The sequence below is a fragment of the Pseudomonas sp. PAMC 26793 genome (assembly GCF_000313235.1).
In the GTDB taxonomy this organism is placed as follows: Bacteria; Pseudomonadota; Gammaproteobacteria; order Pseudomonadales; family Pseudomonadaceae; genus Aquipseudomonas; species Aquipseudomonas yamanorum.
Window position 1 is genome coordinate 367,462 of sequence record NZ_AMXG01000036.1, and the last position, 18,154, is coordinate 385,615.

Annotated in this window: 16 protein-coding genes; 7 read left to right on the plus strand and 9 right to left on the minus strand. The window is 57.1% G+C overall.

Annotated features, from left to right (window positions below):
- Positions 1-517: 517 nt before the first annotated feature.
- The 3 genes from D109_RS0116760 (at position 518) to D109_RS0116770 (ending at position 4,503) form a co-directional block, all read left to right on the plus strand.
- The gene (locus D109_RS0116760; protein ID WP_017477896.1) at positions 518-1,024 is read left to right on the plus strand and encodes a sigma-70 family RNA polymerase sigma factor; all 507 of its coding nucleotides are present in this window, start codon (positions 518-520) and stop codon (positions 1,022-1,024) included.
- Positions 1,024-1,968, plus strand: a complete 945-nt coding sequence (locus D109_RS0116765) for a FecR domain-containing protein (protein WP_017477897.1) — start codon at positions 1,024-1,026, stop codon at positions 1,966-1,968. The genes D109_RS0116760 and D109_RS0116765 overlap by 1 nt, the downstream gene beginning before the upstream one ends.
- A 93-nt stretch (positions 1,969-2,061) precedes the next feature.
- Positions 2,062-4,503: a TonB-dependent siderophore receptor gene (locus tag D109_RS0116770; protein WP_026078022.1), complete on the plus strand. Its 2,442-nt coding sequence runs from the start codon at positions 2,062-2,064 to the stop codon at positions 4,501-4,503.
- A gap of 28 nt (positions 4,504-4,531) precedes the next feature.
- On the opposite strand, the gene mnmE is transcribed toward D109_RS0116770, so the two are convergent.
- The 5 genes from mnmE to rpmH all read right to left on the minus strand — a co-directional run bounded on the left by mnmE (position 4,532) and on the right by rpmH (position 8,461).
- A complete protein-coding gene (gene mnmE, locus D109_RS0116775) occupies positions 4,532-5,902 on the minus strand; it encodes a tRNA uridine-5-carboxymethylaminomethyl(34) synthesis GTPase MnmE (protein ID WP_017477899.1) in 1,371 nt (456 codons plus the stop codon).
- Between the two features lie 80 nt (positions 5,903-5,982).
- The gene (yidC, locus tag D109_RS0116780) at positions 5,983-7,665 is read right to left on the minus strand and encodes a membrane protein insertase YidC (protein WP_003213572.1); all 1,683 of its coding nucleotides are present in this window, start codon (positions 7,663-7,665) and stop codon (positions 5,983-5,985) included.
- A 2-nt stretch (positions 7,666-7,667) separates the two neighbouring features.
- A complete protein-coding gene (yidD, locus tag D109_RS1000000132915) occupies positions 7,668-7,913 on the minus strand; it encodes a membrane protein insertion efficiency factor YidD (protein ID WP_003213574.1) in 246 nt (81 codons plus the stop codon).
- The gene (rnpA, locus tag D109_RS0116785; RefSeq protein ID WP_026078023.1) at positions 7,906-8,310 is read right to left on the minus strand and encodes a ribonuclease P protein component; all 405 of its coding nucleotides are present in this window, start codon (positions 8,308-8,310) and stop codon (positions 7,906-7,908) included. Before rnpA ends, yidD begins: the two co-directional genes overlap by 8 nt.
- Positions 8,311-8,326: 16 nt before the next feature.
- Complete coding sequence (gene rpmH, locus D109_RS1000000132920; protein WP_003213577.1) at positions 8,327-8,461, minus strand: 50S ribosomal protein L34; 135 nt, start codon at positions 8,459-8,461, stop codon at positions 8,327-8,329.
- 585 nt (positions 8,462-9,046) lie between these two features.
- Here rpmH and dnaA point away from each other — a divergent pair.
- From dnaA to gyrB, 4 genes are read left to right on the plus strand one after another with little or no spacing between them, the layout of a single operon-like run.
- Positions 9,047-10,567, plus strand: a complete 1,521-nt coding sequence (gene dnaA / locus D109_RS0116790) for a chromosomal replication initiator protein DnaA (protein WP_032868695.1) — start codon at positions 9,047-9,049, stop codon at positions 10,565-10,567.
- Between the two features lie 39 nt (positions 10,568-10,606).
- The gene (gene dnaN / locus D109_RS0116795) at positions 10,607-11,710 is read left to right on the plus strand and encodes a DNA polymerase III subunit beta (protein ID WP_017477901.1); all 1,104 of its coding nucleotides are present in this window, start codon (positions 10,607-10,609) and stop codon (positions 11,708-11,710) included.
- Positions 11,711-11,730: 20 nt separating this feature from the next.
- Positions 11,731-12,834, plus strand: a complete 1,104-nt coding sequence (gene recF / locus D109_RS0116800) for a DNA replication/repair protein RecF (RefSeq protein WP_003213585.1) — start codon at positions 11,731-11,733, stop codon at positions 12,832-12,834.
- A 4-nt stretch (positions 12,835-12,838) separates the two neighbouring features.
- Positions 12,839-15,262: a DNA topoisomerase (ATP-hydrolyzing) subunit B gene (gyrB, locus tag D109_RS0116805; protein WP_017477902.1), complete on the plus strand. Its 2,424-nt coding sequence runs from the start codon at positions 12,839-12,841 to the stop codon at positions 15,260-15,262.
- A gap of 317 nt (positions 15,263-15,579) precedes the next feature.
- Here the strand turns inward: gyrB and D109_RS0116810 are convergent, their stop codons facing one another.
- The 4 genes from D109_RS0116810 to D109_RS0116825 form a co-directional block, all read right to left on the minus strand.
- A complete protein-coding gene (locus tag D109_RS0116810) occupies positions 15,580-16,152 on the minus strand; it encodes a TetR/AcrR family transcriptional regulator (RefSeq protein ID WP_017477903.1) in 573 nt (190 codons plus the stop codon).
- A gap of 109 nt (positions 16,153-16,261) precedes the next feature.
- Complete coding sequence (locus tag D109_RS0116815) at positions 16,262-16,972, minus strand: SDR family oxidoreductase (RefSeq protein WP_017477904.1); 711 nt, start codon at positions 16,970-16,972, stop codon at positions 16,262-16,264.
- Positions 16,959-17,279 carry a Dabb family protein gene (locus D109_RS0116820; protein ID WP_017477905.1) on the minus strand — a complete coding sequence of 107 codons (321 nt, stop codon included), beginning with the start codon at positions 17,277-17,279 and terminating at the stop codon, positions 16,959-16,961. The genes D109_RS0116815 and D109_RS0116820 overlap by 14 nt, the downstream gene beginning before the upstream one ends.
- Complete coding sequence (locus D109_RS0116825; protein WP_017477906.1) at positions 17,272-18,144, minus strand: sugar transporter; 873 nt, start codon at positions 18,142-18,144, stop codon at positions 17,272-17,274. Before D109_RS0116825 ends, D109_RS0116820 begins: the two co-directional genes overlap by 8 nt.
- Between the last annotated feature and the right edge of the window lie 10 nt (positions 18,145-18,154).

Genomic DNA, 18,154 nt, shown 5'->3' on the forward strand with positions numbered 1-18,154 from the left:
GGCAAGTATAGGGACTTCGCCCTTCCTAAAGAACCCTTTGCACAAAATTTAACCAGCTGTGGATGAATCACGAACAATAGAAATTAAAAGAGAGAAATTTATTAAATCTTTGTTTTTATGTTTATTTCTACTGAGGCATGTTTCTGTGGATAGATCTCTACAGGCCTTTATTTACTTTATGTACAGAGCTTCAAAAGTCTGTGGTTAGGTGCCAAGGAGGCCCTTGGATAAGTGGTTTAAGCCTGTGGATTAAACAGGTGGTTATCCACAGATGGGGTTTTACTCAGGTTTCAAGCCTTGTTATCAACCGGGCACAGGGGCGGTTATTCACAGGGCTTAATCCACAGAAAATGCGGATTCCGATAAGTTTCAGGCACGCAGAAGCCTCCGAAAATCCTCGGTCAAGCAGGAAACAGTTCATTTGCATTTGTGAAACGGGTTGATGGCAGGGCTATTGTGAGAAAGCGTCACGGCAGTTAATAATAGTTATTATCATTAACCCACCTTGTCACCTCTCATGGCCCTCCCCTCGCATACCGTTGCAGTCCAGCACATCTATGAGCAGCACCATTCGTGGTTGCACAGCTGGCTCAAGGGAAAGTTGCATAACGCCTGCGATGCAGCGGACGTGGCACACGATACGTTCGTGCGGATCCTGGGCGGCCGCAATGCGACGCAGATCCTCGAACCCAGGGACTATCTGGCCACGGTTGCCAGGGGACTGGTGATTGACCGCTATCGCCGCCGCGCCATTGAGCAGGCCTATCTGCAAACCCTGGCAGACCGGCCAGAAGCGACCGCAATCAGTGAAGAAGACAAGGCCATCATCATTGAAACCCTCGTGGCTGTGGATAAAGCCTTGTATGGGCTGGGTGAGCGGGCCCGGCGAATTTTCATGCTGTCCCAGGTCGAAGGCCTGACTTATCAACAGATCGCCGATCAACTGCGTGTCTCGCTGACTACCGTCAAGAAACATATGGTTCGGGCCCTGACTGAATGCGCCCTGATCATGGCGGGCATGTAATGGCTGCTCCGGATCGCAAGACGTTCGAAGCCGCCGCCAGCTGGTACGTGCAATTTCAATCGCAACCACCCACACCTGCGGAACACAGTGCCTGGCAGCAATGGCTCAACGGCGATCCTTCCCATCAGGCGGCCTGGAACCAGATGGAGCAGTTGCAACGTGACCTCGGTGCGGTCCCCAAGGACTTCACCCGTCGTGCGCTCTCGGCCAGTCAACAACGGCGGCAAGTGCTCAAGCTGATGCTGACGCTCGGTGCCGCCGGGTACTTGGGGTGGAACGTTCAACAACACACGTCCCTGGGCAACCTCTGGGCTGACTATCGAACCAAGGTCGGCGAACGACGGCGAATCGGGCTGGCCGACGGCACTCAAATTGATCTCAATACCCATACCGCCATCGACGTACTTTTCGATGGACAGCAGCGATGGGTCCGTTTGCGTGAGGGGGAAGTACTTATCCACACCGGCAAGTCGGGGCGACAAACACCGTTTTATGTCGAAACCCGTGAGGGTCGTGTTCAAGCCTTGGGGACGCGGTTCACTGTTCGCCAACTGCAAGGGGCGACGCGGGTTGGTGTGCTGGAAGACCGGGTCAGCGTGCAACCCGTCGACCAGCCGGGCCACAGCCGAGTGCTCGGACCCGGTGAGAGTGTCGACTTTGGCACGCAAGACGTAGGCCCCAGCCATATTTATCGCGGGAACCAAGCTGCATGGGTCGACGGCCAATTGATTGTTCTGGACGCGCGATTGGGGGATGTCATCGACGAACTCGCGCGCTATCGGCCGGGCGTTATGCAGTGCGATGCCGCATCGGCACGGCTGCGGGTGTCCGGCACGTTCCGCCTGGATTCCACCGACGCCGTATTGGCCAACCTGCAGGTCACGCTGCCGATCCAGGTGAAGTATTTCACCCGCTACTGGGTTGCCGTCACGCTTACAGGTTGATACCGAAAAAATACTCTCAGCAGGGGTTATCTTTTTTTTACCTGGCGCGGCCCTACAGGTAATCACGATGCTACCTTCAGGGCTTACTCACACATGCGCCTTCCTACAAAACTTCGCCAGCGTATCTCCTATCACGGCATTACGTATGGCTTGCTGCTGGCCTCGGCAGCGACTGCCAGCACCTTGCTATGCAATCGGGCCATTGCTGCCAGCCCAGTGCAACATTACGTGATCGCCTCCGGGCCACTCGACAATGCCTTGAGCCAATTCGCATCGAAGGCCAATGTGATTCTGTCATTCTCGCCGCAGCAGACCGCGCGCTTGCAAAGTCCTGGGCTGGAGGGTGACTACTCGGTGGAGCAGGGGTTTGCGTTATTGCTGCAAAACTCGGGATTGCAGGCGGCGGCTCAAGGCCCCGGCAGCTACGCGCTGCAGCCGGCCACGAGCGGGGGACAACTCATGTTGGCCCCGACAACTGTCAGCACTTATCAACAGACCGGTTTCAATCAGGACATTGCCGGAGACGTCGGTTACAAGGCGCAAAACAGCCGAATCGGTACCAAGACCAGCACACCATTGTCGGAAACTCCGCGCTCGGTATCAGTGGTGACCGGCCAGCGCATCAAGGATCAAAAATCCCAGACGCTTACCGAAGTGTTGGGCTATGTGCCGGGAATCTTTGCCCCACCCTTCGCTGCGGGCGATGGCCTGGCGGGTGATCTGTTCTTCATTCGCGGCTTCAACGCCACGGATTATGGCTACGGCCTGCTGCGCGATGGCTTGCGAGTACAAGGCAACCGGTATGACACCACCAGCGAACCTTATGGGCTGGAACGGGTAGAAATATTCCGTGGTCCTTCTTCCCTGCTCTACGGCGAAAACGCACCCGGTGGTCTGGTCAACCTGGTGAGTAAACACCCGACAGCTACACCCCAAGGCGAGGTTCAGCTGACCTACGGTTCGAATAATCGCCGCCAGATGGGTGTGGATATCTCCGGCCCATTGAACGACAGCGACAATATTCTTGGACGCGTGGTGATGCTCGGCAGGAAGTCCGACACCCAAACCGATCACGTTCCCGATGACCGCCTGTATATCGCACCGTCCCTGACCCTCAATTTCGACGACTACAACACCCTGACGCTGCTGGCCAACTACCAGAAAGACCACACCAATCTAGAACTTGGCCTACCTGCCGCCGGCACATTACTGACCAACCCCAACGGGAAGCTTTCCAAGCACACCATGCTCGGTGACCCGGACTGGAACACCTTCGAACGGGAAACCTGGAGCACCGGCTACGAGTTCAGCCACAGCTTCAACGATGACTGGCAGTTTCGGCAGAACTCGCGCTACATGCAGTCGCGAATCACCCGCCATGAAACCTGGCCAGGCAACCTGAATAATGCGGCGTTCGGCACCCAGCTGAACATGAATGCCTACGACCGCTACAACAAATCGATGGTCTACTCGCTGGATAACCAATTGGAAGGAAAATTCCAGGTAGGCGGCCTGGAAAATACTGTGCTGTTCGGTGCCAGCTATGACCGGACCTCCTTCAGCCAGGATTGGAATGCCGGATTTGCAGGCACGATCAATGTGTATAACCCGGTGTACCTGAGGGACCCATTGACGCCTCTCGCGGTGCAAAACACGTTGCTCGAACAGCAGATGAAAGGTGTTTATGCACAGGTCCAGAGCAAGTATGACCACTGGTTATTCTTGCTCGGCGGACGCCAGGACTGGGTCGACAGCGATTTCCGCGACAAGGTGGCCAAGGCCGGCAACATCAGCTCTGAAGACCGCAAATTCACCTATCAGGGCGGGATCATGTACCAGTTCGACAACGGCCTGACGCCGTATGTCAGCTACTCGACTGCGTTCGTCCCGGTACAGCAGATCTCCAATGCTGGCACGCCACTGGACCCGATCACCAGCAGTCAATACGAAGTAGGCCTCAAGTACGAGCCGATCGGCTGGGACACGGCGATGACGTTGTCGGTCTATGACTTGCGCAAGCAGGACGACACGTACCTCGACGCCACTACCAATACCTACCGCCAGGTGGGCGAAAGCCGGGCCAAGGGCGTGGAAGTGGAGGTCAACAGCAACCTCACCCCTAATTTGAACGTGACTGCGGCCTACACCTACACCGATGCTCGGATTACCAAGGATTCGGCAACGTCGCTCGTGGAAGGTCACCAAATGACCGGTGTCCCACGTAATCAGGCTTCGGTCTGGGGCAAGTACCGCTTTCTTGATGGCCAACTCAAGGGCTTGTCCGTCGGCGGCGGCATGCGCTACTTCGACAGCACTTTCGCTTACACCGCGCCTTCCCTTTACGGGAAGCTGGATGCTGGAAGCGTAACGTTGGTGGATACCGCCATCGGTTACCAGATTGATAAGCACTGGTCGGTGGACGTGAACGCAAAGAACTTGTTCGACAAGGAATATGTGTCCGGCTGCAACGATGCAGGCCGCTGCTATTGGGGTGAAAGCCGGACGCTACTCGGAACAGTTTCCTACAACTGGTGACATGCCAGCCCAGCTGTGGATAACCTGGCTATTTCCCGATACAGAAGCTTGAAAAAATCCGCCCCAACAAATCATCGGAGCTGAATGCCCCGGTGATCTCACCCAATAGCTGCTGCGCCTGACGTAAATCTTCAGCCAGCAGCTCACCGGCGCCTGCCAGCGTGAGCTGTGCGCGGCCATGCTCGAGGGCTGCACTGGCATGCCGCAGCGCCTCCAGGTGCCTGCGACGAGCGCTGAAGCTACTTTCCGAGGTCTGCTCGTAGCCCATGCACGCTTTCAGATGATCGCGCAGCAGTTCCAGCCCCTCTCCCGCTGACTTGGCACTTAAGCTGATCGTCACGTGGCCATCCTCACTGACTTCCAGGGCAATCGCCTCGCCCGTCAGGTCAGCCTTGTTGCGAATCAGCGTGACCTTGGCCGGGTCCGGCCGTTGTTCGAGGAATTCCGGCCATAGCGCGAACGGGTCTTCAGCCTCTGGCGCGGTGGCGTCCACCACCAGCAGCACACGGTCAGCTTCCGTGATGGCCTTCAACGCGCGTTCCACACCGATCTTTTCCACCTGGTCATCGGTGTCACGCAGCCCCGCCGTGTCCACCACGTGCAGGGGCATGCCATCGATGTGGATATGTTCGCGCAAGATATCCCGCGTGGTGCCGGCGATCTCGGTGACGATCGCGGCTTCTCGCCCGGCCAGAGCATTGAGCAGGCTCGACTTGCCGGCGTTCGGCCGGCCGGCAATCACCACCGTCATACCGTCACGTAGCAAGGCTCCTTGCCCCGCTTCGCGCAGTACTGTGGATAACTCGTCGCGGACTTTATCCAGCATTGCCAGGACATGGCCATCGGCGAGGAAGTCGATTTCTTCCTCCGGGAAATCAATCGCGGCCTCAACGTAGATGCGCAAGCTGATCAATTGCTCGGTGAGGTTATGCACACGCAGGGAAAACGCACCCTGCAATGAGCGCAACGCATTGCGCGCGGCTTGTGCAGAACTGGCTTCGATCAGATCGGCAATCGCCTCGGCCTGGGCCAGGTCGAGTTTGTCGTTGAGGAACGCGCGTTCGCTGAATTCACCCGGTCGTGCCAGGCGGCAACCCAACTGCAGGGAACGCTGCAGCAACATGTCCAGAACGATCGGGCCGCCGTGGCCTTGCAGTTCCAGGACGTCTTCACCGGTAAAGGAGTTCGGCCCCGGGAAGTAAAGGGCAATGCCTTCATCCAGCACCTCGTCATCAGCGCCTAAAAATGGCCCGTAATGCGCATACCGCGGCATCAGCTCCCGCCCACTGATGGCCTTGGCTGCCACGCCGGCGAGCGGACCGGAAATACGAACGATACCGACACCACCACGACCTTGAGCGGTGGCGACAGCGGCGATGGTTTCACGAGGAGCGCTCATGGCGGGTACCCGGATAAAAGTGACGGAAAGCAAAACGCCCCACTAGGGGGCGTCTTGAGTGGTGTTATCCACAGAGTAAATTACGCCTCGGCTTTTTTGGTAGCCGCTTCGATTTTACGTGTGATGTACCACTGTTGGGAGATCGACAGGCAGTTGTTGACCACCCAGTACAGCACCAGACCAGCCGGGAACCACAGGAAGAAGAAGGTGAAGATGATTGGCATCATTTTCATTACCTTGGCCTGCATCGGGTCCGGCGGCGTCGGGTTCAGACGCTGCTGGATGAACATCGTCGCGCCCATGATGATCGGCAGGATAAAGAACGGGTCTTTGATCGACAAGTCAGTTATCCACAGCATGAACGGAGCCTGGCGCATTTCCACGCTTTCCAGGAGCACCCAGTACAGCGACAGGAACACCGGCATCTGCACCAGAATCGGCAAGCATCCACCCAACGGGTTGATCTTCTCTTTCTTGTACAGCTCCATCATGGCCTGCGACATTTTCTGCCGGTCATCGCCATGTTGTTCTTTCAACGCGGCCAGTTTCGGGGCCACGGCACGCATACGCGCCATCGACTTGTAGCTGGCAGCCGACAGTGGGAAGAAGATCCCCTTGATCAGCATGGTCAGCAGGATGATCGAGAAGCCCCAGTTGCCGACGATGCTGTGGATATGTTGCAGCAACCAGAAGATAGGTTGGGCAATGAACCACAGAATGCCGTAATCCACAGTCAGTTCCAGACCTGGGGATAACTCTTTCAGCACAGCCTGGCTCTTCGGACCGGCGTACAACGTAGCGCTGGCTTCGGCCTTGGCACCTGGAGCGACGGTCAACGTCGGGCCAGTAAAGCCAATGATGTAGTTGCCTTGGCTGTCTTTGCGGGTTTGAACCAGGTTCGCATCACCCTTGTTCGGGATCCATGCGGTCACGAAGTAGTGTTGCAACCAGGCAACCCAGCCACCTTGAACGGTTTCTTTCAGCGCGCCCTTGTCGATATCTTTCATCGACACTTTTTTGTACGGCTCGCTACTTGTCCACAGGGCGGCGCCCAGGTAAGTCGCGGTGCCGGTGGCGGTGCTGGAAGAAGGATCGGCGCTGTTGTCACGCTTGAGCTGGGCAAACAGGTTGCCAGTCCACGGCTTCGCGCTTTCGTTGTCGATCAGATAAGTGACTTTCAGATCGTACAAACCGCGGGTGAAGCTGAAGCGCTTGATGTAGTTGACGCCGTCGTGACTGAATTTCAGGTCGACGTTCAACTGGTTCTGGCCGTCAGCCAGTTGATAAGTCTTCTGTTCAGTCGAATAAACCGGACGACCGGTAGCACGAGCATCCGGACCGTCAGTGCCGGTCAGGCCACTTTGTGCCAGATATACACGTTCGCCGCCGTTATCGAACAGCTGGAACGGAACATCCGGGTGGTCTTGGCGACGTGGATACAGCGGCAGTTTCAGCTGGGCGATGTCACCACCCTGTGGATCGATTGCCAGGTCCAGTACATCCGTTTTTACATGGATGAGGTCTTTATTGGTGACGACCGGGGTTTCTACCGGGGTGCTGGTATCGGCATTCGCGCTGGGTACATCGGCACTGGCGGCAGCATTGTTACCCAGTGGCGTATCCGGAATAGCCGGCGCCGACTGATTGGTAGCAACATTCTGAGTCGGCAGGGCAGCTTGGCCATAATCCTGGTTCCACTTAAGAACCATAGAGTAGGACACGATTGCCAGGGCGACGATCAGGATCGTGCGTTTAATATCCATGATTACTCGGCCATCGAAGAAGAACGGGAGGTAGGGATAGGTGGAACCGGGTCATAACCACCGGGATTCCACGGATGACAGCGACCTAAACGACGAAAGGTCAGCCAGCCACCGCGCAGAAGGCCATGATTTTCTATGGCTTCCAACGCGTAGCAGGAACAACTGGGGTAGAAACGACAGTGATTTGCCATCAGGGGACTAATGGCATAGCGGTAAAACTGGATCGGAACGAGGGCCAGTTTACGCATCAGTACTGTCTACCCCTACAGTTTCGGTGCTGACAGCTGGTGCTGGCTTGTTGGTACGAGCCAAACGTTTCCAGAGCTTGCCGAAATGCTGAATCAATTCGGGGTTTTCTACGTCCCCCAAGCCTTTGCGCGCGACGATAACAATATCCCAACCAACCAGAGACTCCTGGTGGAGGCGAAACGATTCGCGCATCAGACGCTTGAGGCGATTGCGCTCAACGGAGAGCTTTACGCTCTTCTTGCCGATCACTAACCCGAGACGGGGGTGATCCAGATCGTTGTTACGCGCAAGGAGCAGGAGATTTTTCCCCGGAACCTTGCCGGTGGGGGAGTCAAAGACTGCCTTGAAATGCCGGGGGGTTAGCAGACGCTTTTCCCGACTGAAGTCCTGACTCACCACCAGTACCGGATTATCAAACTGCCAGACGCGCACGACCTTTGGCGCGGCGACGCGACAGGACAGCACGGCCGTTCTTGGTTGCCATGCGAGCACGGAAGCCGTGAGTACGGGCGCGTTTGATGGTGCTTGGTTGGAAAGTACGTTTCATGGCGTGTTACCTGGTTCGTCCACAACGGGCCGGAATGGCCCCCGTTTTAAGAGACCGGCGATTCTAGAGAAAGCAAGCCTCTAGGTCAATTTCCAACCAGCTTTTCCTTTAATTAGATATCTGGAGGCCCTTGGACCGAATCCGAGCGGTTCGGCTTTCACGAGCAATGCCATAGATATAAAAATAAAGAAGGAAGTTATTTAAAGCTTTTCTGTAAAGCTTATAAAAGCTAGGGAGGTGATCTTCTGTGGATAACTGCCTTAAGGCCATATTCCACGTGCTGTACAGGGGATGACAACACGGGGGAGAAACGGTGCTCTGCCTGTGCTGCGCTATCGGATAAGCTGTGTGTGGAATGGCTACTTATCCACAGGCCAGTTACCCACAGACTTTCGACCCCACTTGTACAACGGGCTTAGGGGCGCTTATCCACAGAGCTTATGCACAGACCATTTGTCGCCTTTTTTACGGTTAAGGCATTGATTCTTGGCGCCCTGTGAGCAACCTACATGTGGATAAGTGGACGGCTGGCCGCTACAATGGCGGCTGTTTTTGCCTCACCGGCTTTCAACTTAGGGGATATCCGTGTCAGTGGAACTTTGGCAGCAGTGCGTGGAGCTTTTGCGCGATGAGCTGCCTGCCCAGCAATTCAACACCTGGATCCGTCCGCTACAGGTCGAAGCCGAAGGCGACGAGTTGCGTGTCTACGCACCCAATCGTTTTGTTCTCGACTGGGTCAACGAGAAATACCTGAGCCGCGTTCTCGAATTGCTCGATGAACATGGCAACGGGCTTGCTCCGGTGCTCTCCTTATTAATAGGCAGCAAACGTAGCTCGGCACCTCGTGCTGCGCCGAATGCACCGTTGGCAGCCAGTGCCTCCCAGGCTCAGGCCGCGGCTGCACCTGTTAATAACTCGCCGGCCCCGGTTGCCCAGACGCCTTCGAAATCGTCGTCGCAGAAAAACGCGCCTATAAATGAAGAGCCGTCCCGCGACAGCTTTGACCCAATGGCCGGCGCCAGCTCTCAGCAGGCCCCGGTTCGTGCCGAACAGCGCACTGTCCAGGTAGAAGGTGCGCTCAAGCACACCAGCTATCTGAACCGCACGTTCACCTTTGAGAACTTTGTCGAAGGTAAATCCAACCAGCTGGCCCGTGCGGCTGCCTGGCAGGTTGCCGACAATCCCAAGCACGGTTACAACCCGCTCTTCCTTTATGGCGGTGTTGGCTTGGGTAAAACTCACTTGATGCACGCTGTGGGTAACCACCTATTAAAGAAGAACCCGAATGCCAAGGTCGTGTACCTGCATTCGGAGCGCTTCGTCGCCGACATGGTCAAGGCGCTGCAGCTCAATGCGATCAACGAGTTCAAACGGTTCTACCGTTCCGTTGATGCCTTGCTGATCGATGACATTCAATTCTTCGCCCGGAAGGAACGTTCCCAGGAAGAGTTTTTCCACACGTTCAACGCGTTGCTTGAAGGTGGCCAACAAGTCATCTTGACCAGTGACCGTTATCCGAAGGAAATCGAAGGCCTGGAAGAGCGTCTGAAGTCGCGCTTCGGCTGGGGCCTGACCGTTGCGGTAGAACCGCCGGAGCTGGAAACACGCGTCGCGATCCTGATGAAAAAGGCCGACCAGGCTAAAGTCGACCTGCCTCACGACGCCGCATTCTTCATCGCCCAGCGCATTCGTTCCAACGTGCGTGAGCTGGAAGGCGCACTCAAGCGGGTCATCGCTCACTCCCACTTCATGGGCCGCGATATCACCATCGAGTTGATTCGTGAATCCCTGAAAGACTTGTTGGCGTTGCAAGACAAGCTGGTGAGTGTGGATAACATCCAGCGCACCGTGGCCGAGTACTACAAGATCAAGATTTCCGACCTGCTGTCCAAGCGCCGTTCGCGCTCGGTAGCACGTCCCCGTCAGGTAGCGATGGCGCTCTCCAAAGAGCTGACCAACCACAGCCTGCCGGAAATTGGTGATGTGTTTGGCGGTCGCGACCACACCACGGTCTTGCACGCGTGCCGCAAGATCAACGAACTTAAGGAATCCGACGCGGATATTCGCGAGGACTACAAGAACCTGCTGCGTACACTGACTACTTGATGAACACCAGCGCAGCTTATTAAGGCAAGGGACTAGACCATGCATTTCACCATTCAACGCGAAGCCCTGTTGAAACCCCTGCAACTGGTCGCAGGCGTCGTCGAGCGCCGACAGACCTTGCCGGTGCTTTCCAACGTATTGCTGGTTGTCGAAGGCCAGCAATTGTCCTTGACCGGTACCGACCTGGAAGTCGAACTGGTCGGTCGTGTCCAACTGGAAGAGCCCGCCGAGCCTGGCGAGATCACCGTGCCGGCGCGCAAGCTGATGGACATCTGCAAAAGCCTGCCTAACGACGCACTGATCGACATCAAGGTTGATGAGCAGAAGCTGGTGGTCAAGGCCGGTCGCAGCCGCTTCACCCTGTCGACCTTGCCAGCCAACGACTTCCCGACCGTGGAAGAAGGTCCTGGCTCGCTGACCTGCAGCCTGCAACAAAGCCGACTGCGCCGTTTGATCGAGCGCACCAGCTTCGCCATGGCCCAGCAGGACGTGCGTTATTATCTCAACGGCATGCTGCTGGAAGTCTCCGAAGGCATCATCCGCGCCGTAGCCACTGACGGTCACCGTCTGGCCATGTGCTCGATGAAAGCCGATATCGGTCAGCCGGATCGCCACCAGGTGATCGTGCCGCGTAAAGGTATTCTGGAACTCGCGCGCCTGCTGACCGAGCCGGATGGCAATGTCAGCATCGTCCTGGGCCAGCACCATATCCGCGCAACTACCGGCGAGTTCACCTTCACGTCCAAGCTGGTTGACGGCAAGTTCCCGGATTACGAGCGTGTTCTGCCTAAAGGCGGCGACAAGCTGGTGATCGGTGATCGTCAGGCCCTGCGTGAAGCATTCAGCCGTACCGCTATTCTCTCCAACGAGAAGTACCGTGGTATTCGCCTGCAATTGGCCAACGGCCAGCTGAAAATTCAGGCGAATAACCCTGAGCAGGAAGAAGCGGAAGAAGAAGTGGGCGTCGACTACAACGGCGGTAACCTGGAAATCGGCTTCAACGTCAGCTACCTGTTGGACGTGCTGGGCGTGATGACCACCGAACAGGTTCGCCTGATTCTGTCTGACTCCAACAGCAGCGCCCTGGTGCAAGAATCCGACAACGATGACTCGGCTTACGTTGTCATGCCGATGCGCCTGTAATCATGTTCAGCAGAAGCTAGATGTCCCTCAGTCGCGTCTCGGTCACCGCGGTGCGCAATTTGCACCCGGTGACCTTCTCCCCTTCCCCTCGCATCAATATCCTGCACGGCGCCAACGGCAGTGGCAAAACCAGCGTGCTGGAAGCCATTCACCTGCTAGGGCTAGCCCGTTCCTTTCGCAGTGCCCGCTTGTTACCGGTGATTCAGTACGAGCAACTGGCGTGCACGGTATTTGGCCAAGTCGAATTGGCGGAAGGCGGTCATAGCAGCTTGGGGATTTCTCGTGATCGTCAGGGGGAGTTTCAAATACGCATCGACGGGCAGAATGCTCGCAGTGCCGCGCAACTGGCGGAAATCCTGCCGCTGCAATTGATCAACCCGGACAGCTTCCGCTTGCTGGAAGGCGCGCCAAAAATCCGCAGGCAATTCCTCGATTGGGGAGTGTTCCACGTGGAACCGCGTTTCATGGCCACTTGGCAGCGCCTGCAGAAGGCCCTGCGGCAGCGGAACTCATGGCTGCGGCATGGTACACTTGACGCCGCTTCGCAAGCGGCCTGGGACCGGGAACTGTGCCTGGCCAGCGCTGAAATAGATGAATACCGCCGCGCCTATATCAAAGCCTTGAAACCAGTCTTTGAACAGACCTTGAGCGAGTTGCTTGAACTCGAGGGGCTGACGTTGAGCTACTACCGTGGTTGGGACAAAGATCGGGAACTGAGTGCAGTGCTCGCGACGTCCTTACAACGGGATCAGCAAATTGGTCACACCCAGGCCGGACCACAACGGGCTGATTTGCGCCTTAGATTAGGCGCACATAATGCTGCGGACATCTTGTCCCGCGGTCAGCAGAAGTTGGTGGTCTGTGCCCTGCGTATCGCCCAGGGGCATCTGGTTAGCCAGGCCCGGCGCGGGCAATGTATTTATCTGGTGGATGACTTGCCGTCCGAACTGGACGAGCAGCACCGCCGCGCGTTATGCCGCTTGTTGGAAGACTTACGCTGCCAGGTGTTTATCACCTGTGTAGACCACGAATTATTGAGGGAAGGCTGGCAGACGGAAACGCCAGTCGCTTTGTTCCACGTGGAACAAGGCCGTATCACCCAGACCCACGACCATCGGGAGTGAAGGCATGAGCGAAGAAAATACGAATACGTACGACTCGACCAGCATTAAAGTGCTTAAAGGTTTGGATGCCGTACGCAAACGTCCCGGTATGTACATCGGTGATACCGATGATGGCAGCGGTCTGCACCACATGGTGTTCGAGGTGGTCGATAACTCGATCGACGAAGCTTTGGCCGGTCACTGCGACGACATCAGCATCATCATCCATCCGGACGAATCCATCACCGTGCGCGACAACGGTCGCGGTATCCCGGTAGATGTGCATAAAGAAGAAGGCGTTTCGGCGGCAGAGGTCATCATGACCGTGCTCCACGCCGGCGGTAAGTTCGACGACAACTCCTACAAAGTATCCGGCGGTTTGCACGGTGTAGGTGTTTCCGTGGTGAACGCCCTCTCCGAACTGCTGGTGCTGACCGTGCGTCGCAGCGGCAAGATCTGGGAACAGACCTACGTTCACGGCGTTCCGCAAGAACCGATGAAGATCGTCGGCGAAAGCGAAACCACCGGTACCCAGATTCATTTCCGTCCTTCCGACGAAACCTTCAAGAACATTCACTTCAGCTGGGACATCCTCGCCAAGCGAATTCGTGAACTGTCCTTCCTCAACTCCGGTGTGGGTATCGTCCTCAAGGACGAGCGCAGCGGCAAGGAAGAGCTGTTCAAGTACGAAGGTGGCCTGCGTGCATTCGTTGAGTACTTGAACACCAACAAGACTGCGGTCAACCAGGTGTTCCACTTCAACATCCAGCGTGAAGACGGCATCGGCGTGGAAATCGCCCTGCAGTGGAACGACAGCTTCAACGAGAACCTGTTGTGCTTCACCAACAACATTCCTCAGCGCGATGGCGGTACTCACCTGGTGGGTTTCCGTTCTGCACTGACGCGTAACCTGAACACCTATATCGAAGCGGAAGGCCTGGCGAAGAAGCATAAAGTCGCCACCACCGGTGACGATGCCCGTGAAGGCCTGACCGCGATTATTTCGGTCAAGGTTCCGGATCCGAAGTTCAGCTCCCAGACCAAGGACAAGCTGGTGTCTTCCGAAGTGAAGACCGCCGTTGAACAGGAAATGGGCAAGTACTTCTCCGACTTCCTGCTGGAAAACCCGAACGAAGCCAAACTGGTTGTCGGCAAGATGATCGACGCGGCGCGGGCTCGTGAAGCGGCGCGTAAAGCCCGTGAGATGACCCGTCGTAAAGGTGCGCTGGATATCGCTGGCCTGCCGGGCAAACTGGCTGACTGCCAGGAGAAAGACCCTGCCCTCTCCGAACTGTACCTGGTGGAAGGTGACTCTGCTGGCGGTTCCGCCAAGCAGGGTCGTAACCGTCGTACCCAGGCCATCCTGCCGTTGAAGGGTAAGATCCTCAACGTCGAGAAGGCACGTTTCGACAAGATGATTTCCTCGCAGGAAGTCGGCACCTTGATCACCGCCTTGGGCTGTGGCATCGGCCGCGACGAGTACAACATCGACAAGTTGCGCTACCACAACATCATCATCATGACCGATGCTGACGTCGACGGTTCGCACATCCGTACCCTGCTGCTGACGTTCTTCTTCCGTCAGTTGCCGGAGTTGATCGAGCGTGGCTACATCTACATCGCCCAGCCGCCGCTGTACAAAGTGAAAAAGGGCAAGCAAGAGCAATACATCAAAGACGACGATGCCATGGAAGAGTACATGACGCAGTCGGCCCTGGAAGATGCGAGCCTGCACTTGAACGACGAAGCCCCGGGCATCTCCGGTGAAGCGTTGGAGCGCCTGGTAAACGATTTCCGCATGGTGATGAAGACCCTCAAGCGTTTGTCGCGCCTGTACCCTCAGGAGCTGACCGAGCACTTCATCTATCTGCCTGCCGTCAGCCTCGAGCAGTTGGGCGATCACGCTCATATGCAGAATTGGCTGGCCCAGTATGAAGTCCGTCTGCGTACCGTTGAAAAGTCCGGCCTGGTTTACAAAGCCAGCCTGCGTGAAGACCGTGAACGTAATGTCTGGCTGCCAGAGGTCGAACTGATCTCCCACGGCCTGTCGAACTACGTCACCTTCAACCGCGACTTCTTCGGCAGCAACGACTACAAGACGGTTGTTACCCTTGGCGCGCAACTGAGCACCCTGCTGGACGACGGTGCTTACATCCAGCGTGGCGAGCGCAAGAAAGCGGTCAAAGAGTTCAAGGAAGCCCTGGACTGGTTGATGGCTGAAAGCACCAAGCGCCACACCATTCAGCGATACAAAGGTCTGGGCGAAATGAACCCGGATCAGCTGTGGGAAACCACCATGGACCCAGCTCAGCGTCGCATGCTGCGTGTGACCATCGAAGACGCCATTGGCGCGGATCAGATCTTCAACACCCTGATGGGTGATGCGGTCGAGCCTCGTCGTGACTTCATCGAGAGCAATGCCCTGGCGGTGTCCAACCTGGACTTCTGATCAGGTGTAGGTTCAGAGTTTAACTGCGTTTTTTACAAATAGATGGTTCGGCTAAACCTTACCGATTAGCCGACCATTCCAAAGAGAGCCCGCTGAAAGCGGGCTTTTTTTCGCTTCAATTAAAGTGATTTCAGAGGCAGTGAGCACGGGAAGCTCTCCTGAAGCCGTGCCTGATAAAAGGATGCCGGACCAGGTGGTTTTTTTGCCGACCAAGCCCACAGGACCAGGACCGATCCCAGTGACATCGAATTGAAGCTGCTGGCCGTTAGTTAGCCCGGCAGGCGCGCCTCAGACATCGCTGCACACCGCTAAAACGCTCAGCGAATCTGTTTGCCCATGTTAAATCGAAGCAACATCAGCGCCGCATCGCAAGCATCGCCGGCAAAGTGGCTTTTGCTGAAGGCCTGGGCATTCACCGTGGCCCCGTCGAGCAGCATCATGATGTAGGTCGCGAGGGTCTTCGCCGTATCGGGGGTGTGATGGCGTGCTAATTCGTGCTCTACAAGCGCATGCAGTTTGTGCTTGTAGTCGAGGGCGATCTCCCGGATGTCGGAGTGCTCCGGGTACTCGGCGACTGCGCGGCCGAACAGGCAGCCGGCGAAACTGGTGGAACAGAACCACTGGCCACGCCAATCGAAGATCGAAATGATCTTTTCTTCCAGGCTGGGCTTTTCATCCATACGCGTCTTCAATTGCTCGATCAGATGTGACGAGCGTTGCGTCAATACGGTTTTGACGAGGTCTTCCTTACCGTTGAAATTACGGTACATCGTCATTCTGGCGACGCCCGACGCTTCGATGATCCAGTCGACCCCTACGGGGTGGAAACCATGCTGGGAAAACAGGCTGGTAGCAGTGTCGACGACATGCTGCTTCTTCGATACGGACAACTCGGAACTCCAGGTTCAAGTAGTTGGGATGGGCGAAAACCGTAACATTATGATATAGACCAGTCTATCTCAGTCTCGATTCGGTGTTTCGCCCATATGTCGCAAAAACTTACGTAAAACTCACGGTATCCCCGCCGTCTACGGCCAGTACAGTGCCGCTGATCATCGGGTTGGTGGCCAGCAACAGGGCCGCCGAGGCGATGTCTTCAGGCCGTGCTATGCGTTTGACAGGAAGTGATTGGCTGCGTTGGCGCATTTTCTGTACCAGTGCATCGGGGTGCATGCCAGTGTCGACAAACCCCGGGGACAGCACATTGACGCGCACCGGCGAGAGTTCGCTGGCCAGCCCTCGGGCAAAGCCTTCGACACCGGCGTTGACCGCGCTGATCAGTGCTGTCTGTGGCCCGGCCCGCTGGGCAAAACGCCCCGAAACCAGGGTCAGCGAGCCGTCCTCGTCGAAAGGTGCCAGCCTGGCAATGTGGTACGCCGCCCAGAACTTGCTGTCGAAGATGCGCTGCGCATCCTCCAGCGCAACGCTGCGCACCGGCCCGAACGTCAGCGAGGCGGCGGTGACAATGATGTGCGTCCAGCGCGTGGGCCGGGCAAAAAAGCGCTCCAGTTCGGCCGGCTGCGTGACATCCAGTGGCACGGTGGCAACATCGGCGCCGATGTCGTGCGCCGCCTGGCTTAGCCGCGCTGCACTGCGCCCCGCCAGTGTGACCGTGGCACCTTGCTGGTGGAACAGTTTGGCGATGGCAAAGCCGATACCGGCGGAGCCGCCGATGACCAGGACCTGGGTGGTAGGCTCAAGCGTAGGCATGGCGGTCTTCCTCCTGTGGCAAAGGGCTTGGGAGCGGGTAGTCGAAAATCAACATCTGGCACAACGCACGCAAGCGGGGGCGAAAGCCTGCGTGCAATGGGTGTTCTCGCCAGCTGGGGAGCACGGACTCGTCGGAAAACGTGAGGATAAAGCCCTGGTCGTAACCCAGCGAACGGTCGCCGCTGTCGGCAATCACCTCCACCGCGACCAGGCCGGGCACACGGCCAGGAAAGCCGTGCAGTTCCTGTAGCAACGCCGAGACGGCCGGGGCGTCAGGGCTTTTGAGCAAAACGATACGCTTATACATGGAGGTTCTCCCATTCGATCAAGTTGCTCAGGCGCGGGCCGCTGTCGAACTCGCACACCACGGTATCGCCGTGGCTAAGGTGGATACCGGCGTCCGCACTGTTGCGATCGGCGCCCATATAGAGGTAGATCAGCGTGCCGGGCAGACGCAGTGATGGGTGCTGCCACAGGGTGTCGAACAGGTCATCGGCGTCATAACACAGGCAGGAAAGGCCGGTGCTGAAACGCTGTTCCCAGTGCAGGTCGCCCGCGCGGTAGATGGAGGTTGTGCCCCTGATCAGGTCGGGCAGAGGCTGCCAGTACAGCAGGTGGGAAATGGCACTGGGCTGCAGCTTGGCGTAGGCCAAGTAGTTGCGTTTGGATTTGGCCAGGGTGATATCGGTAAGGTCGTTGCCGAAGGTGTAGCCGATGTAGTCCGGGCGGCCGTTGTCGGCCACCAGAAACAGCGCCACCACTTCCGCCTCCTCACACGCCGACAGCGCGCCGCGACTCATGCGCAGCACGTCGCCGCTGCGCTTGAGCGTGTCGGCAAAGCCCTTGATAAAAAAGGCCGGGCGCTCGTCGCTTTCCGGTGGCTGCGCGACTTTGCTCTGGTGGGTCAAGCCAAAGCCGCACACCACGCCCTGGCGCGGGTCAGGCGGCAGCAGGCATGGCAGTAACTCAAAGCCTGCGAGGTCGGTAACCGTCAACGGCGCTGGCGAGTGTTCGCGCAGATACGCCAGTGGCCCACCGGGGAATTCATGCGCCGATGTGTCGCGCAACAACGCATAAAGGTTGGAGACCGGGTAGAGACTGTACTGCCCGCTGGTGCTGGGGCTGGTGACATAGCGCTGGCCGTCCCGCATGCATTCAAAAATGATCGACATGGGCAAGCTC

Bases quoted from the DNA above. Each gene is read 5' to 3' on its own strand.
- D109_RS0116760 (WP_017477896.1), top strand. From the start codon at position 518: ATGGCCCTCCCCTCGCATACCGTTGCAGTCCAGCACATCTATGAGCAG.
- D109_RS0116765 (WP_017477897.1), top strand. From the start codon at position 1,024: ATGGCTGCTCCGGATCGCAAGACGTTCGAAGCCGCCGCCAGCTGGTAC.
- D109_RS0116770 (WP_026078022.1), top strand. From the start codon at position 2,062: ATGCGCCTTCCTACAAAACTTCGCCAGCGTATCTCCTATCACGGCATT.
- mnmE (WP_017477899.1), bottom strand. From the start codon at position 5,902: ATGAGCGCTCCTCGTGAAACCATCGCCGCTGTCGCCACCGCTCAAGGT.
- yidC (WP_003213572.1), bottom strand. From the start codon at position 7,665: ATGGATATTAAACGCACGATCCTGATCGTCGCCCTGGCAATCGTGTCC.
- yidD (WP_003213574.1), bottom strand. From the start codon at position 7,913: ATGCGTAAACTGGCCCTCGTTCCGATCCAGTTTTACCGCTATGCCATT.
- rpmH (WP_003213577.1), bottom strand. From the start codon at position 8,461: ATGAAACGTACTTTCCAACCAAGCACCATCAAACGCGCCCGTACTCAC.
- dnaN (WP_017477901.1), top strand. From the start codon at position 10,607: ATGCATTTCACCATTCAACGCGAAGCCCTGTTGAAACCCCTGCAACTG.
- recF (WP_003213585.1), top strand. From the start codon at position 11,731: ATGTCCCTCAGTCGCGTCTCGGTCACCGCGGTGCGCAATTTGCACCCG.
- gyrB (WP_017477902.1), top strand. From the start codon at position 12,839: ATGAGCGAAGAAAATACGAATACGTACGACTCGACCAGCATTAAAGTG.
- D109_RS0116815 (WP_017477904.1), bottom strand. From the start codon at position 16,972: ATGCCTACGCTTGAGCCTACCACCCAGGTCCTGGTCATCGGCGGCTCC.
- D109_RS0116820 (WP_017477905.1), bottom strand. From the start codon at position 17,279: ATGTATAAGCGTATCGTTTTGCTCAAAAGCCCTGACGCCCCGGCCGTC.
- D109_RS0116825 (WP_017477906.1), bottom strand. From the start codon at position 18,144: ATGTCGATCATTTTTGAATGCATGCGGGACGGCCAGCGCTATGTCACC.